Here is a 14,751-nt window from a genome sequence, read left to right on the forward strand (position 1 = left end):
CAACAGCATGAAGATCGGATTTGCGGGCGCGGGCATCATGGGCCGGCCGATGGCGGGACACCTTCAGGCGGCAGGCCACGAACTGCTGCTGGTCCAGCATCGTTCGCCCCTGCCCGCCGAACTGCTGGCGGCGGGCGCGACCGTCTGCCAGTCCGCCGCCGAACTCGCCGCCGGGGCGGACATCGTCATCCTGATGCTGCCCGATACCGGCGACGTCGAGGCTGCGCTGTTCGAGGCCGACGGCATCGCCGCCGGGCTTCGGCCGGGCGGGTGCGTGATCGACATGAGCTCGATCGATCCGATCGCGACGCGCGGGTTCGCCGCGCGGATCGGGGCGCTCGGCTGCGATTACGTCGACGCCCCCGTATCGGGGGGCGAGGTGGGCGCCAAGGCGGCCAGCCTCACGATCATGTGCGGTGCTACCGACACGGCGTTCGCGCGCGCCGAACCGCTCTTCCAATTGATGGGAAAGAACATCACCCATGTCGGCCCGGTCGGCGCGGGCCAGGTGACCAAGGTCGCCAACCAGATCATCGTCGCGCTCAACATCGAGGCGGTGGCCGAGGCGCTGCTGTTCGCGGCGAAGGCCGGCGTCGATCCGGACAAGGTGCGCAGCGCGCTGATGGGCGGGTTCGCGGCATCGCGCGTTCTGGAGGTGCATGGCCAGCGGATGATCGATCGCACGTTCGCGCCAGGCTTCCGCATCGCACTCCACCAGAAGGACCTCAATCTCGCGCTGAACACCGCGCGGTCGCTCGGAATGGCCTTGCCCAACACGGCCTCGGCACAGCAATTGTTCAGTGCCTGCGTCGCGCGCGGCGGCGCCGACTGGGATCATTCGGCGATAGTGCACGCGCTGGAGGTTCTGGCGGATCACGAGATCGCTAAGGTCTGAGCGCGACGCGTTACGGGAGACGGTGATGGACGGGTTCGACATCAAGGCAGCATCGCGGCGCGGCGTACTGCAGACGCTGTCGCTGGCAGGGCTCGGCATCGCGGCGGGAACGTCCGGCCCGCTGCTAGCGCAGGGGCGGCCCGGTATCGATACCCGGTTCGATCCGAAGAAATGGTGGACGCAGGATTACCGCATCGTCCAGACCAATTTGCGCGAGATTGATATCCGCGAGGATCCACGCACGATCGCGCGCGCGATCCGTCAGTTCGGCGGCAACGTCATCGTCTCCAACATCGGCGGGATCGTCGCCTTCTATCCCACCGCCCTGCCCTATCAGCGCCGCAACCCGTATATGAAGGGCGATTTCGTCGAGGCGATGATTGCCGCGGCGCGAGAGGAGGGACTGGCCTATATCGGCCGCTTCGATCTCTCCAAGGCAATGAAGCCCGTCTATGACGCGCATCCCGACTGGTTCATGCGCAACCGCGACGGCACGCCGCGCGAATTCGCCGGCACGTATCAGGCCTGCCCGAACGGCGCCTGGGCGCTCGATTACGGCCTGCGCATCCTGACCGAGGGACTGACGCGGTACAAACCGGACGGCATCTTCTTCAACATGACCGGCTATCCGCGGACGGATTACGCCAATGTCGATCACGGCATCTGCGTCTGTGACAATTGCCGGCGCGGTTTCCTCGCGATGTACGGCAAGGAATTGCCCACGCGCGAAGGGTTCGCGGACCCGAACTGGCGCGATTACCTGTCGTTCCAGGCGCGCACGTCGGAAGCGCTGCGCCAGCGGATCTCGGCGCACATCAACCAGCTCGCGCCCGGCGTGCCCATCACCCAGCATGACAGCGTTGAGCAGGTCGGCCGCGGCGAGGTGCAGCGGCGGGTCGACCGTGCCGCGCCGGAATGGGCGTATCAGTCGGGCGAGCAATGCCGGTCCGCGCTCGCGCGCAGCCCTGGCAAGCCCTGGTCGTCCACCTCCACCGCGCACGTTGACTATCCGTGGCGTCAAGTGACCGAGAGTGCCGCCTGTCACGTGAACCGGATGGCGCAACAGATGGGCGTCGGCGCGAAGCTCGATCTATACCTGATGGGCACGCTCGCCGGTCAGGACGATCCCACGTATCTACCCCCGGTTTCCCGCCTCTTCAGATGGCGCGCGGCGAACGCCGACAGCTATGCCGGCATGGCGGAGTCGGCGCGCGTCGGGATCTATCAGTCGGGCGCGACCGGTCGGCTGGCCGGGATGACGCCGTACGCAAAATACCAGACCGACGAGTTTCGCGGGCTCTACACGGCGCTGGTCGATGCGCGCATTCCGTTCCGGTTCGTCCGCCAGCCCCGAAATGCTGATGATGCCGCCAAGCTGCATCAGGAGTTCGACGTCATCGTCGCGCCCAACGTCATGGTCGTGTCGGATGCCGAAGCGGGGGCGCTCGATCGGTTCGTGCAGGATGGCGGCGTGCTGGTCACTACCGGCCTGTTTGCCGGGTTCGACGACCGCGGCGACACACGCACCGAGATGCCCCTCGCCTCGTTCCCGCTGGCGCGCTACGCGGCGGCACGGACGATCGCGGGCTGGACGCTCGATCCCGTCGAGAGCGTCTTGAAAACCGCCGGTCGCGTGCCGCTCGACGGACTCTATTTCGGTGGCGCAGCGCGGCGTGACGCGGAGACGCTGATGCGATTTGCCCCTGACCAGCGCTTTGGCCCGCCCGAATTCAGTTATGCCATTCCGGGCGTCGCCGCGCGCACCGATCCGGGCGTGTCGGTGCGCGCGCATGGCAAGGGGCAGACGGTCCACATCCCGTGGTTCATGGGCTGGCACTATTACCGGGACGGCCTGTCCGCGCACCGCGAACTGATCGTCGCGATCATCGCGCGTTACGTGCCCCCGCAGCGCTTTGCCCTGACCGGCGCCGGCCCCGCCGAACTGATGGTCATGCGCCGCGACGACGGCGCCTCGCTCGTCACCGTCGTCAACTATGCCGGGCAGCGCAACGGCACGTACGTATCGCCGCCACCGCTGCACGGCCTAAGTATCGGCGTGCTCGGGTCGCGTGCGGGCGAGGCGCGTGCGCTGGTCGGTGGCCAGACGATCCGCGTGCGTCCTGGCGACGCCGGTCAAAGCTGGTTTGATCTTCCGCCGGTCGGTGCATTCGAAGCGGTGCTGATTCCGGTATGACCGGTGCGGCCCGTACTTTCGGACGGACACGGGGCACGCTATATGATGGCATGATGTCGGATCCCCTTTCATGAATGCACCATCGATCAGGCCGGCAAAGCTCGCGGACGCGATCGCCGAGCACGTCCAGCAGATGATCCTCGAAGGGTCGCTTCGCCCCGGCGAGCGGTTGCTGTCGGAGCGCGAACTGTCCGCCAAACTCGACGTGTCCCGACCGTCGCTGCGCGAGGCGCTCGACAAGCTGATCGCGGTGGGCCTGTTGACTACCAATGCCCAGGGCGTGGCGCATGTCAGCGAGGATATCGGCCGCAGCTTGCGCGATCCGCTCGCGCAACTGATGGACACGCCCGAGGCACGGATCGACTGCCTCGAACTCCGGTCCGAGATCGAGGCCGCCGCCGCTGCCTTTGCCGCTGAGCGCGCATCGGATGTCGACCGCGACGCCATCCGCGCCTGTTTCGAGGCGATGGTCGTCGCACACGAGGCGCAAGACGTTGACGAGATCGCCCGCACCGATGCGGAGTTCCACTTCACGATCTACGAAGCCAGCCATAACCTGATGATGCTGCACTTCATGCGGAGCATCGAAGGCATCCTGCGCTCGAACGTCTATTTGAACCGCAAGAACCTGTACGAGCATCGCCGGCAGAAGGATTCGCAGCTGCACGAGCATCAGGCGATCTACGACGCGATCATGGCACGCGACGTCGCCGGCGCGCGCGAGGCGTCCCGGCTGCACATGACAACCGCGATGCGCACCCAGCGCGAGATCTACGATGCAGAACGTCGCCTGGAGGCCAGCATCCGCCGGCTGGCACGCAGTGACATCGTCGCCCCCCCAAGGTCCCGCGGCCGCGACGCCTGAAGCGGGCATGCGAACGATCCTCCCCCGGCAGGGGGAGGTGGCAGGCGTCAGCCTAAGGGAGGGGACGGTAAGCGACACCCAGCGTTCCGTGTCCGCCCCCCGACGCCTGCGGCGCCACCTCCCCCTTGCGGGGGAGGATCAGGAAGCTACCGCCGGTCGGACGGCGCATGCAACAACGGTGAAGCGGACCATGCCGAGCGGGCCGTAATTCGCTGAATAACGCCCCGGTAACAGCCAGCCTCGATCGCCGATCTTGCCCGTCACGATAAGGTCTCCTGGCCGTGCATCGCGTCCGGTCCTTCGCGCGAGCGTCAGGACAGTATCCAGGCTCCGCCGCTGGCCGCCGAGCGACTCGGCGCTGAGCCCGGACGCGATCGGCTGACCATCGCGCGTCAGCGAAACACGCACACCGTCGAGGTCGACCCTATCGGCATCGCGCATCGCCCCGCGCACGTAGCGCGCCGTCGAGACGTTCGCGGCCACCATGTCAATCGCGTTGTAGTGATCGGGATCGCGGTAGGCGATGTCAGGCAAGTCGATCACCGGCAAAACCATGACGCCTCGGCTGCGGTCTGCCGAGGACGAAGGCAGCAGATAGCCCAGCTTCAGTTCGAACGACGCCTTTCGGTATCCGCACAGCGAAATGGTCGCGCCGTCGTCGGCCCGGCCCGAGCCGAACAAGACGGCCACCAGCGGCTCGGCGACGTTCCGCGCCTTCAGCGACGCGTGCGACATCAGGCCGCCCTTATATCCTGCCACGGTATCGCCTGCCCGGAGGCGGTGGCGGACGTACCGTTGTTGGATGCGGTAAGCGCTGGCGAAATCCGCCGTTGGCCGGCTCGCGGTTATCGGATCGAACGGGGTGGCGGCGTGCTCGGCGGCAATGAAGGGCCCGAGATACGTACTATCGGCCCCGTCAGTCGCGCACCCCGCCAGCGTGGCCACGGTCACCGCCGACGCAAGCAAATGCCATCCGCGCCTCATGACGGGATGATGCCGGGGAAGACGTATTGTTGAAGCATGACGATCACCCCGAGCACCAGCGTCAGGAACACGCTGTGCTTGAAGGTGCGCGCCAGGATCGCGCCTTCCTGTCCGCGACAGTCGGTGGTGCTGGTGCCGGTCGAGATGTTCTGCGGCGAGATCATCTTGCCGAGCACGCCGCCCGACGCGTTGGTCGCTGCCATCAGCACCGGGTTCAGATCGAGCTGGCGTGCGGCGACGACCTGAAGGTTGCCGAACAGGGCATTGCCCGACGTGTCACTGCCCGACAGGAACACCGCCAGCCAGCCGAGGAACGCGGACAGGAACGGAAACAGCGGTCCGACCGACGCGACCCCGACACCCAGCGTATAGGCCATGCCGGAATAGTTCATGAGGTAGGCGAGGCCGACGATCGTCATCGTCGTCGCGAGCGGCAAGCGGATTTGGCGGAGCGTCTGCCGGATCGCCGTCAGCAGCTGCGCAGGCCTCAACCGAAGCAGCAGCGCGGTGATGATCGTGGCGACCAGGATCGCGGTGCCGGTGGCCAGCGGCTGGAACGACCAGATCGCGGCATAGGGCTTGCCATAGGTCGTGATGAAGATCGCCTCGTGCAGCCCCGGCCACGCCGCCTTGACTTCGCCGATCAGGTTAACCTTCAAGTGTACCCACAGGATGACGGTGACCGACAGCACCAGCCACGGCAGCCAGCCCTTCAGACTGTTGCCGGGAACGGCGGGCGCGGGCGTCGCGCTCGATGCCATTTCTGGGGATGCCGTGTCTGGCGATGCCGTAACGGGGCCGCGAAGCGCGAACGCGGGATCGGGCTTGATCCGCCAGACCTTCACGAACGCCAAAGTGCAGACCAGCGACGACAGCGATGACAGGACGTCGGTCAGCGCATAGCCGAGGAAATTCGCAGATAGGAACTGCATCACCGCAAACGATCCACCCGCCACTAGCAGGACCGGCCATACGCCGCGGAGTGCTTTCATGCCGCCATAGACCGCGATCACGTAGAAGGGGAGAAACAGGGCGATCAACGGCAGCTGCCTGCCCACCATCGCACCGAGCGCGACGTCGTTCAGTTGCGTCACGGCCCCCAGCGTGATGATCGGCGAGCCGAGCGCGCCGAACGCGACGGGTGCGGTGTTGAACATGAGGGTGAAGACGATCGCTTCGATCGCGGGAAAGCCGAGCGCGACCAGAAGCGCGCTGGTGATCGCGATCGGGGTGCCGAACCCGGCGACGCCCTCCAGCAGGCACCCGAACGAGAACCCGACCACGACCAGCGCCACCCGCCGATCGTTGGGCAGATGCTGGACCATCCAGGCACGGAACGCATCGAAACTGCCGGTGACCACCGCGATGTTGTATAGAAGCAGCGCGTTGAGCACGATCCACATCACCGGCCACGCCGCGAACGTCGCGCCCGCGAAGATGCTGTTCAGCGCCAACCCCGCCGGCAACCGCCACACCGTCACCGCCAGGACCAACGCGACCAGGACGCCGACGATGGACGCCTGCCAAGCGGGACGCCGCACGATCCCGAGGAGTACGAGCACGACCACGATGGGCAGAGCGGCGGCCAGGAACGACAGCGCCAGATTATCAGCGACCGGGGTGACTAACTGGCGGAACATTCGTCCTCCTCTCCTACTGTGCCTTCTGGCATCAATCGCATGGTCCTAAGGCGCGATGACCATTAGTTCAATTGGAAAGTATATATAGCCAAGATTGTATTACCCCACGTTGGCATCGAATTGAGAACGTTGTAATTGCATATTTCGATTACCCTGCTGGTCGTCGGTCAAATCCGGCTTGAAGAGCCGCGGCATATCGTGGTAATAAAGATTATCCAAGAGAAGAATACGCCATGGGAGGAGATGCAATGGTCGGCAATCAGCCGGAGCGCCTGGACGGTATCGACCGCCGTACCGTGATCGGCGCGGCAGCGCTCGGCGTCGGGGCGGCCCTCCCTGGAGTCGCGTTCGGACAAGCGACCAAGACCGCGACGGGCGAAGGATGGGAATGGGGCCCGATGCGCTGGGTCCAGATCTGCGCGACCGAGGACGATCCCGGTCGCTACGACATCGGTTTCTGGCTCGATTTCCTCAAACGCACCAGCACGCAGGGCGTGTGCCTGAGCGCGGGCGGGGTTACCGCCTTCTACCCGACCAAGGTGCCCTATCATTATCGCAGCCCGTATCTGGGCACCGGCGACATGTTCGGCGATCTGGTCCACGCGTGCAAGGCGATGGGCATCCGCGTGCTCGGCCGCGTCGATCCGCATGCGATGCGCGCCGACGCGCTGGCCGCGCATCCCGAATGGGTGGCGCGCGATGCCGCCGGCCAGCCCAAGCGCCATCCGACCGACCGCGATCTGTATCTCACCTGCCCCAATGGCCCGGTCACGTTCGACTGGATGCCGCAAGTGCTGCGCGAGATCGTCAGCACCTATCCGGTCGACGGACTGTTCGGCAATCGCTGGGCGGGCGGCGCCGGGCTGTGCCACTGCGCCGTCTGCAAGACCAAATTCAAGGCGGCGAGCGGCTTCGCGCTTCCCACCGCGCTCCGCGACGTGAGCGACCCGGTGGTGCGCGCCTATCTCGTCTGGGACGACGAGGTCCGGTACGAGCAGCTGGCGCTGTGGGGACGGACCGTCACCGCGGTCAATCCGCAGGCGTTCTTCACGCCCGGAACCTGGGGACGGCTCGATCCGCGTCGCCTGCGCCGCACCGCGCGCGCGTTGTTCGCGGATCGCCAGGCGCGCAGCGGCAACGCGCCGGCATGGCTGAACGGACGCAGCGCCAAGGAAACCGCCTGCCTGATGCCCGACCGGCCGATGAGCGGCATCTTCGCGGTGGGCGAGACGGCGACCCCCTATCGCTTCATGGATTCGGTGCAAGCGCCGACCGAGATCCGGGCCTACCTCCACGACGGGCTGGCGCACGGCTTCCGGCCGTGGATGACCAAATTCAAGGCGGAGGTGTTCGACAAGCGCTGGGTGCCGGCAGTGGCCGAATCCTATGCCTGGCATGCCCGCCACGAGGCGTATTTCCGCAACACCGACAATCTCGCGCAGGTCGCGATGCTGCATTCGTCGCAGACCAACACCTATTATGTCGAGGAGGTGCAGCGCGCCGACGGCGGCTCGGGTGGGCCGCAGGACGCACAGTCGCTGCGCGGCAGTTCCGACGATGCTACCAACGGCTTTTACCAGGCGCTGGTGGAAGCGCGCGTACCCTTCGCGTTCGTCGACGAACGGCTGCTCGAGCCCGAGGCGATCGATCGGTACAAGGTGATCGTGCTGCCCAACATCGCGGCGCTGTCGACAGCACAATGCGCGGCGCTACGCGGCTATGTCGCGCGCGGCGGCGCGATCGTCGCGACTCACGAAACCGCGCTGTACGACGAATGGGGCAAGCGCCGCGCGAACTTCGGCCTCGCCGACCTGTTCGGCTGCGACTTCGACGGCACGATCGATCGCCGCGTCCAGAACAGCTATCTGACCGTGCGAGGACCGGGTCCGCTGACCGTCGGACTGGACGATACGCCGCGCATCATCGCCGGCACCAAGCGCGTGCACGTCCGGCCCAGCGGCGCCAGCCTGCCCGCCGCGTTCACGCTGGTCCCGAGCTATCCCGACCTGCCGATGGAGAAGGTCTATACCGCGACGCGGACGACCGACGAGCCGATGGTGTATGCGCGCCGGTTCGGCAAAGGCCGGGTCGTCTATTTTCCGTTCGATCTTGATCGGACGTTCTGGGAAAACTCGACCGGTGACCATCTCGCGCTGTTGCGCAACGCGGTCGTCTGGGCCGCGGATGGGCCGCAGCCGATGGCGGTGACGGGCCCCGGACTGCTCGACATCAGCTATTGGCGACAACGGGGTTCGCTGGCGGCGCATCTCGTCAACCTGACCAACCCGATGGCGATGCGTGGCTATATGCGCGAAGTGCTGCCGGCCGGCCCCTATCAGGTGAGCTTGCAATTGCCGCGCGGCGCCACCTCGCGCCGCGTGCGCCTGCTCGAAGCCGAACGCGACGCGACGTTCCGGCGGGAGGGCGATCGCCTGATCGCCGAGGTGCCGCAGATCAAGATACACGAAGTCGTCGCGGTGGATCTGGCGTGATGGCGGAACCGATCGCCAAGCTGAGCCCGTGGACCGACCAGACCGCTCGCGACGCGCTGCGCCATCTCTTCGACGTGGCGGTGGCGAGTGCGGACCCCGCGCGCGTGCTGGCGCAACATCTGCCACGAAAACCGCAGGGACGTTGCATCGTCGTCGGGGCAGGCAAGGCGGCCGCGTCGATGGCGGCGGCGGTCGATGCGGCCTGGCCCGACGTCGACCTGTCGGGCATCGTCGTCGTGCCGTACGGCTACGGCATGCCCGCCGGACGCATCATGGTACGCGAGGCGGCGCACCCGGTACCCGATACCGCCAGCGAGGCCGCCGCGCGCGAAATCCTCGCAGCGGTCGCCGGGCTGCGGCCTGAGGATCTAGTGCTCGTGCTGATATCGGGCGGTGGATCATCGGTCATGGCGCTGCCGGCACCGGGCATCACGCTGGCGGACAAGCAGAAGGTCAGCCGCCTACTGCTCGCCTCCGGGCTCGACATCCGCACCATGAACGTCGTTCGCCGCCGCCTGTCCGCGATCAAGGGCGGCAAGCTGCTGGCCGCGGCACATCCGGCCCGCGTCGTGACGCTCGGGATCAGCGATATTCCCGGCGACGACATGGCGGCGATCGCATCGGGTCCGTCGATCCCCGATCCCACCGCCGACATGGACCTGCGGCATGTCGTGGCATTGCTCGGCGACCAGCTTCCGGCGGCGGTTTCCGCCCGGCTGCTCACTGTGGAGCGAGCCATACTCTCCAGCGGCGACCATGATGCCTGCCTGATCGGAACGCCGGCTGCCGCCCTCGACGCAGCCGCGGACGCTGCCCGAGCGCTGGGTCTTCATCCCATCCTGCTCGGCGATGACCTGGAGGGTGAAAGCCAGGCGCTGGGCCAGGAAATGGCCGCGCTCGTACGCCGCGGGGTACCCACGCCGACCGTCCTGTTGTCCGGCGGCGAGACCACCGTGACGCTGGCGGGAAAGACCCCTGGGCGAGGCGGACGCAATACCGAATTCGCGCTCGCACTGGCGTGTTCGATCGAGGGACTGCCCGGCGTCTGGGCGCTGGCAGGCGACACCGACGGCGAGGATGGCGCCAGCAAGGCCGCCGGCGCGCTGATCGCCCCCGATACGATAGACCGGTGCGCAGCGATCGGTCTCGATGCCCACACGTATCTGGCCGCGCATGACAGCGGCACGCTGTTCGCGACGATCGGCGATCTGCTCGTCACCGGCCCCACCTGTACCAACGTCAATGATTTCAGGGCGGTGCTCGTGCTGCCATCGGAGGACCACGCATGACCCGCCTCGCCGCCAACCTGACCATGTTGTTCACCGACCTGCCGTTCCTCGACCGGTTCGCCGCCGCCGCCAAGGCCGGTTTCAAGGCGATCGAATGCGTGTCGCCCTATGGCGAGCCCGCCGAGGCGGTGGCGGCAGCTGCTCTGCGACACGGCCTGATGGTAGCATTGTTCAACCTGCCGCCGGGTAACTGGGCAGCTGGCGAGCGCGGCATCGCGGCCGACCCGGCACGCGTCGAGGAGTTCCGCCAGAGCATCGATACGGCGCTGGCCTATGCGCGCGCGACCGGATGCCGGACACTCCACGTCATGGCGGGCAAGATCGCCCCCGGCGCGGACCGGGAGGTCTGGACCCGCACCCTGATCAACAACGTCCGGATCGCCGCCGACATGGTCGCGGGCGACGGTATCACGCTGGTGCTCGAGCCGATCAACACGCGGATCGATATCCCGACCTATTTCTACGACACCACGGCCGCCGTTCTGGACGTGATGGACGCAGTGGGTCGCGACAACGTCAAATTACTCTACGACGTGTATCACATGCAGATCATGGAGGGCGACGTGGCCCGCGCGATCGAGCGCCTGCTGCCGCGCATCGGCCATATTCAGATCGCCGACAATCCGGGGCGGCACGAGCCAGGAACCGGCGAACTGAACTTTCCGTGGCTCCTCGAACAGATCGACACGCTCGGCTACACGGGATGGATCGGGTGCGAATATGCGCCCGCGACGGCGACTGTCGCCGGCTTGGGCTGGGCCGGACGGTATCTCGGCTGAGTTGATTTACGGCACGTCGGGCCCGACAAGCGCCCAACGACGATCGCGCGGGATGGAGGATGGCCATTGACGACACCGGCATCGCGGACTCCTGGCACCCCTGGAACGGGGGACGATGTCCGGTAGCCGATGATGCGGCAGTCGCGGTCCGCTGCCGCTATGGTCCCCGGAAGTTCGCGCGCGCCGGCGACCTGCGATGGTCGCACGACCAGTATCTGGCTTACGGCGCCGAAGACATCGTCGCGTACGCGCTCGTCGACGAGAGCCCCGCCCCCGCTGCCGTAGGACCGCGACGGTCGCCCGAGCCAGCAGAAAACCCCTTTGCCCGTGCAGGAGACACGCCATGACCATCCTCGCGGTGGCGCTTGCCGTTGGCCTGCTCGTGCTGCTCATCTCGGTGGTAAAGCTGCACCCGTTCGTCGCGTTCCTGATCGCGGCACTGGCGGCGGCGATGCTGCTCGGCCTGCCGCTCGACCGCGTTGCAGGATCGCTGACCCGCGGAATCGCCGACATGCTAGGGTCGCTGACCGCAATCCTGTGCCTCGGCGCGATGTTCGGCAGGATCGTCGCGGACAGCGGCGCCGCGCAGCGCATCGCCGATACGTTGATCCATGCTGTCGGGCGCGGGCCGATCACGCTGGCGCTCGCGCTGGCGGGGTTCATCGTCGGCATACCCCTTTTCTACAATGTCGGCTTCGTCCTTATGGTGCCGCTGATCCTGTCGGTCGCACGCCGTTCGGGCATGCCGACCGTGTATCTCGCCGTGCCGATGCTGTCCGGACTGTCGATCGCGCACGGCTTCCTACCGCCGCATCCCTCGCCGACCGCACTGGTGGGGATGTTCGGCGCGGATATCGGGTTGACGCTGATCTATGGCCTCGCGGTCGGGATACCGACGCTGCTGATCGCCGGACCGCTGTTCGCCCGCAGCCTGCGCGGCATGATGGCGCATCCCCGCCCCTCCGCCGATACGCCGGAGGTCGTCGTGAAACTGCCGAACGCGACCGCCAGCTTCGCGATCGCGCTGTTGCCGGTCGTGCTGCTCGCAGGCGCAACCGTCCTGATGACGCTGCCCGCGCTCCCGCCGGTTGCAACGGGCTGGGTCGCGTTCGGCGGCAACCCGGTGGTGACGATGCTGATCTCCGTGCTGGCCGCGATGCTGATCCTCGGCGTCGCGCGGGGCACGTCGCTGGCGCGGCTGTCGACGGGCAGTGGAGAGGCAGTGAAGGACATCGCCGGCATCCTGCTGATCGTCGCCGGCGCGGGTGCGCTGAAGCAGGTGTTCGTCGATGGTGGCGCGGACGTCGCACTGGCCGGCTGGTTGAGCGGACTGAGCCTGCCGCCGCTGGTACTGGGCTGGGGCCTCGCGATGGTGATCCGGGTGGCGCTGGGGTCCGCCACGGTCGCCGGCCTGACCGCGGCCGGCATCGTCCAGCCGCTGATCGCCGCGCACGGCGTCGATCCCAACCTGATGGTGCTCGCGATCGGCTCGGGCAGCCTGATGTTCAGCCACGTCAATGACTCGGGCTTCTGGATGTTCAAGGAATATTTCGGCCTGAGCCTGGCCGAGACGTTCCGATCCTGGTCGGCGATGGAAACGCTGGTCGGAGTTTTCGGGCTTTTGTTCACGCTGCTGCTCAGCTTGGTGGTATGATAATTCCGAGATGAGCTCCTAGGTGACTTGCCTGGCCCTTTAGTCTCGGGCGCATCGCCCACATTGCGCTCTGACCCAATAGGCGACATTCAGACGGACGCTCCCGCTTCTCGGAACCCGCCGCTCATCCATGCTACAAAATGCGGCAATGATCGCCAGTGGAGCAGGCACTCCAACCCCACGAAAAACAGGGTTTGAGCTTCAAGCGCTTAACAATATTCTCCGGGACCCCCCTTCGGGATCGTCGACCATTCGGCATTGGTCGTCAAACACCATCGTCTGGCAACGGACCGGGTCGCTAGGGCTCCACTTCAGCCCCGGCTGGCTCGGATTGCCCGTTCGCGCGAAGGTCGCCCAGGCCCCCGCCATGGTTCGCGCCAATCGCTGCGCCTCGGGGGTATTGCCGGTGCCCTGTTCACAGCGCGCGGTGTTGTCGAAGCAAAAGGCGAGGTCGGCAGTATGCCACGCTCCCGCCAATCCATCGAGCTGTGGCGACTGCCACTGGAACAGATATTGATAGACCTGGGCGCCGCCCTGCACGTGTTTGAGGCGCACCATATCCTGAACCCGATTGCGATAGGCGATGCTCTGCACCCCATAGGACAGTGTGCGAACCGCCTTTTCCGGGTGGGCTTTTCTCATTGATGCAATCAGTGCGTCGGCCTTGGCAGCGCCGAGTTGCCCGGTCAGGTCCTTGCGCCACTCGGCTTCGCTGGGGTTCGAGCCCCATCGCATACCCTCCTCACTGGTATTGCCGATCAGCATGGGCACATTGCGCGAGACCTCGGGCGCGACATCGGCGAACGACCGGACTTCGATGACCTTGCCGTCGAGCGTCGGCCCCCAGCCCACCCGCGGTGTTGCCGGCGGCCCGCCCAGGCTACGCACCATCGGCTCGTTGATTTCACCGGCCACGGTGCTGCTTGCGGCGGAAAGGTCAGCCCATGCCACTTTCTGCAACGCAGCGATGTCGTTTGGCGCGATACCGAGGTGCTTCACCAGTCGCCGCGAATATTCCAGCGACTGCTCCGCCGTCGGTAACGCGCCGCCGCCACCCGACTGCGCCGCGGCCCGGTGGATCAGCCCCTTGCCCGATTTCATGCCGAGCAGTGTAGTGACCTTCGACCCGCCGCCCGACTGGCCATAGATCATCACCGTGTCCGGGTCCCCGCCGAATGCAGCAATGTTTTCCTGCACCCAGCGCAACGCAGCGATGCAATCGGTCATGCTGACATTAACCGACTCTTCATAGGCCGATCCACCCACCTCGACGAGATCGAGAAACCCCAGCACGTTTAGCCGATGGTTGATCGACACCTGCACCACGTCGTGATGCCGTGCCATCTGCGCACCGTCGTGCGAGGCCAACTCGTACGACGATCCGAAAGCGAAGCCGCCGCCATGGAAATACACCATCACCGGGCGATTGCCGCTAAGCGATGGCGTCCAGACGTTCAGCTTCAGCATGTCCTCGCCCTGGAAGCCGTCGTCCCATTGCTGCAGGAACGTATGCTCGACCGCGCGGAAACTATGCGTCGTTTGCGGGCTGTTCGCGCCATAGACGAGCGCATTGTACGGCTCGGTCCACGGCTGCGGTGGCTTGGCGGGCAACCAACGGTTTTCGCCGCCGGTGTCCTGCCCATAAGGAATGCCCTTGAAGGTGAAAACGTCGCCAGCGACATAGCCGCGCACAGGACCATATCGCGTCTTGGCAATTGCGCTGCGCGGCGTCGTGCCGTCCCGCGTAGATCTGCGCGACAAGGTGCCAATGCTTTGTGCCTGCGCCATAGGCAGGGCCAGTCCGAAGCCTGACGCCACCGATGCAATCAATGCACGTCGACGGTCGATTAGCGGTCCGGCCATATCCTGCTCTCCTATCGCCGCCTCGTTTCGGGCGTGTCTGAAGCAAAGCGTAAAAGCGGCTATCCACCGCGTCAATACTCATACAAGATGTGCGAA

At 66.2% G+C, this 14,751-nt stretch carries 11 protein-coding genes; 8 read left to right on the forward strand and 3 right to left on the reverse strand.

Going from position 1 to position 14,751, the window contains the following annotated elements; all coding sequences use genetic code 11:
- The first annotated feature begins 7 nt into the window (after window positions 1-7).
- The 3 genes from FHY04_RS06055 to FHY04_RS06065 all read left to right on the forward strand — a co-directional run bounded on the left by FHY04_RS06055 (window position 8) and on the right by FHY04_RS06065 (window position 3,954).
- Window positions 8-895 (forward strand): 2-hydroxy-3-oxopropionate reductase, encoded by an 888-nt coding sequence (locus FHY04_RS06055; RefSeq protein WP_183935798.1) that lies wholly within the window; start codon window positions 8-10, stop codon window positions 893-895.
- 25 nt (window positions 896-920) lie between these two features.
- Window positions 921-3,089, forward strand: coding sequence for an alpha-amylase family protein (locus FHY04_RS06060; RefSeq protein WP_183935799.1), 2,169 nt, complete (start codon window positions 921-923; stop codon window positions 3,087-3,089).
- Between the two features lie 70 nt (window positions 3,090-3,159).
- Window positions 3,160-3,954 carry an FCD domain-containing protein gene (locus FHY04_RS06065; protein ID WP_056678413.1) on the forward strand — a complete coding sequence of 265 codons (795 nt, stop codon included), beginning with the start codon at window positions 3,160-3,162 and terminating at the stop codon, window positions 3,952-3,954.
- Window positions 3,955-4,092: 138 nt separating this feature from the next.
- Here FHY04_RS06065 and FHY04_RS06070 read toward each other — a convergent pair whose 3' ends face one another.
- Together FHY04_RS06070 and FHY04_RS06075 are read right to left on the reverse strand one after the other, a co-directional pair.
- A complete protein-coding gene (locus tag FHY04_RS06070) occupies window positions 4,093-4,905 on the reverse strand; it encodes a 2-keto-4-pentenoate hydratase (protein WP_221211659.1) in 813 nt (270 codons plus the stop codon).
- 29 nt (window positions 4,906-4,934) lie between these two features.
- Complete coding sequence (locus FHY04_RS06075; RefSeq protein WP_056678418.1) at window positions 4,935-6,578, reverse strand: L-lactate permease; 1,644 nt, start codon at window positions 6,576-6,578, stop codon at window positions 4,935-4,937.
- A gap of 248 nt (window positions 6,579-6,826) precedes the next feature.
- Here FHY04_RS06075 and FHY04_RS06080 point away from each other — a divergent pair, with 248 nt between their 5' ends.
- Genes FHY04_RS06080 through FHY04_RS06100 form a run of 5 tightly spaced genes read left to right on the forward strand, consistent with a single transcriptional unit; the run spans window position 6,827 to window position 12,792 of the window.
- A complete protein-coding gene (locus tag FHY04_RS06080) occupies window positions 6,827-9,070 on the forward strand; it encodes an alpha-amylase family protein (protein ID WP_183935800.1) in 2,244 nt (747 codons plus the stop codon).
- The gene (locus FHY04_RS06085; protein WP_056678425.1) at window positions 9,070-10,359 is read left to right on the forward strand and encodes a glycerate kinase; all 1,290 of its coding nucleotides are present in this window, start codon (window positions 9,070-9,072) and stop codon (window positions 10,357-10,359) included. The genes FHY04_RS06080 and FHY04_RS06085 overlap by 1 nt, the downstream gene beginning before the upstream one ends.
- Window positions 10,356-11,138, forward strand: a complete 783-nt coding sequence (otnI, locus tag FHY04_RS06090; protein ID WP_056678427.1) for a 2-oxo-tetronate isomerase — start codon at window positions 10,356-10,358, stop codon at window positions 11,136-11,138. The genes FHY04_RS06085 and otnI overlap by 4 nt, the downstream gene beginning before the upstream one ends.
- Window positions 11,139-11,197: 59 nt before the next feature.
- Window positions 11,198-11,485 (forward strand): hypothetical protein, encoded by a 288-nt coding sequence (locus FHY04_RS06095; protein WP_183935801.1) that lies wholly within the window; start codon window positions 11,198-11,200, stop codon window positions 11,483-11,485.
- Window positions 11,482-12,792: a gluconate:H+ symporter gene (locus tag FHY04_RS06100; protein WP_183935802.1), complete on the forward strand. Its 1,311-nt coding sequence runs from the start codon at window positions 11,482-11,484 to the stop codon at window positions 12,790-12,792. Before FHY04_RS06095 ends, FHY04_RS06100 begins: the two co-directional genes overlap by 4 nt.
- A 201-nt stretch (window positions 12,793-12,993) precedes the next feature.
- Here the strand turns inward: FHY04_RS06100 and FHY04_RS06105 are convergent, their stop codons facing one another.
- Window positions 12,994-14,655 (reverse strand): carboxylesterase/lipase family protein, encoded by a 1,662-nt coding sequence (locus tag FHY04_RS06105; protein WP_056678433.1) that lies wholly within the window; start codon window positions 14,653-14,655, stop codon window positions 12,994-12,996.
- Window positions 14,656-14,751: the final 96 nt, after the last annotated feature.

This window comes from Sphingomonas sp. BK481 (assembly GCF_014194875.1).
GTDB lineage: Bacteria > Pseudomonadota > Alphaproteobacteria > Sphingomonadales > Sphingomonadaceae > Sphingomonas > Sphingomonas aerolata.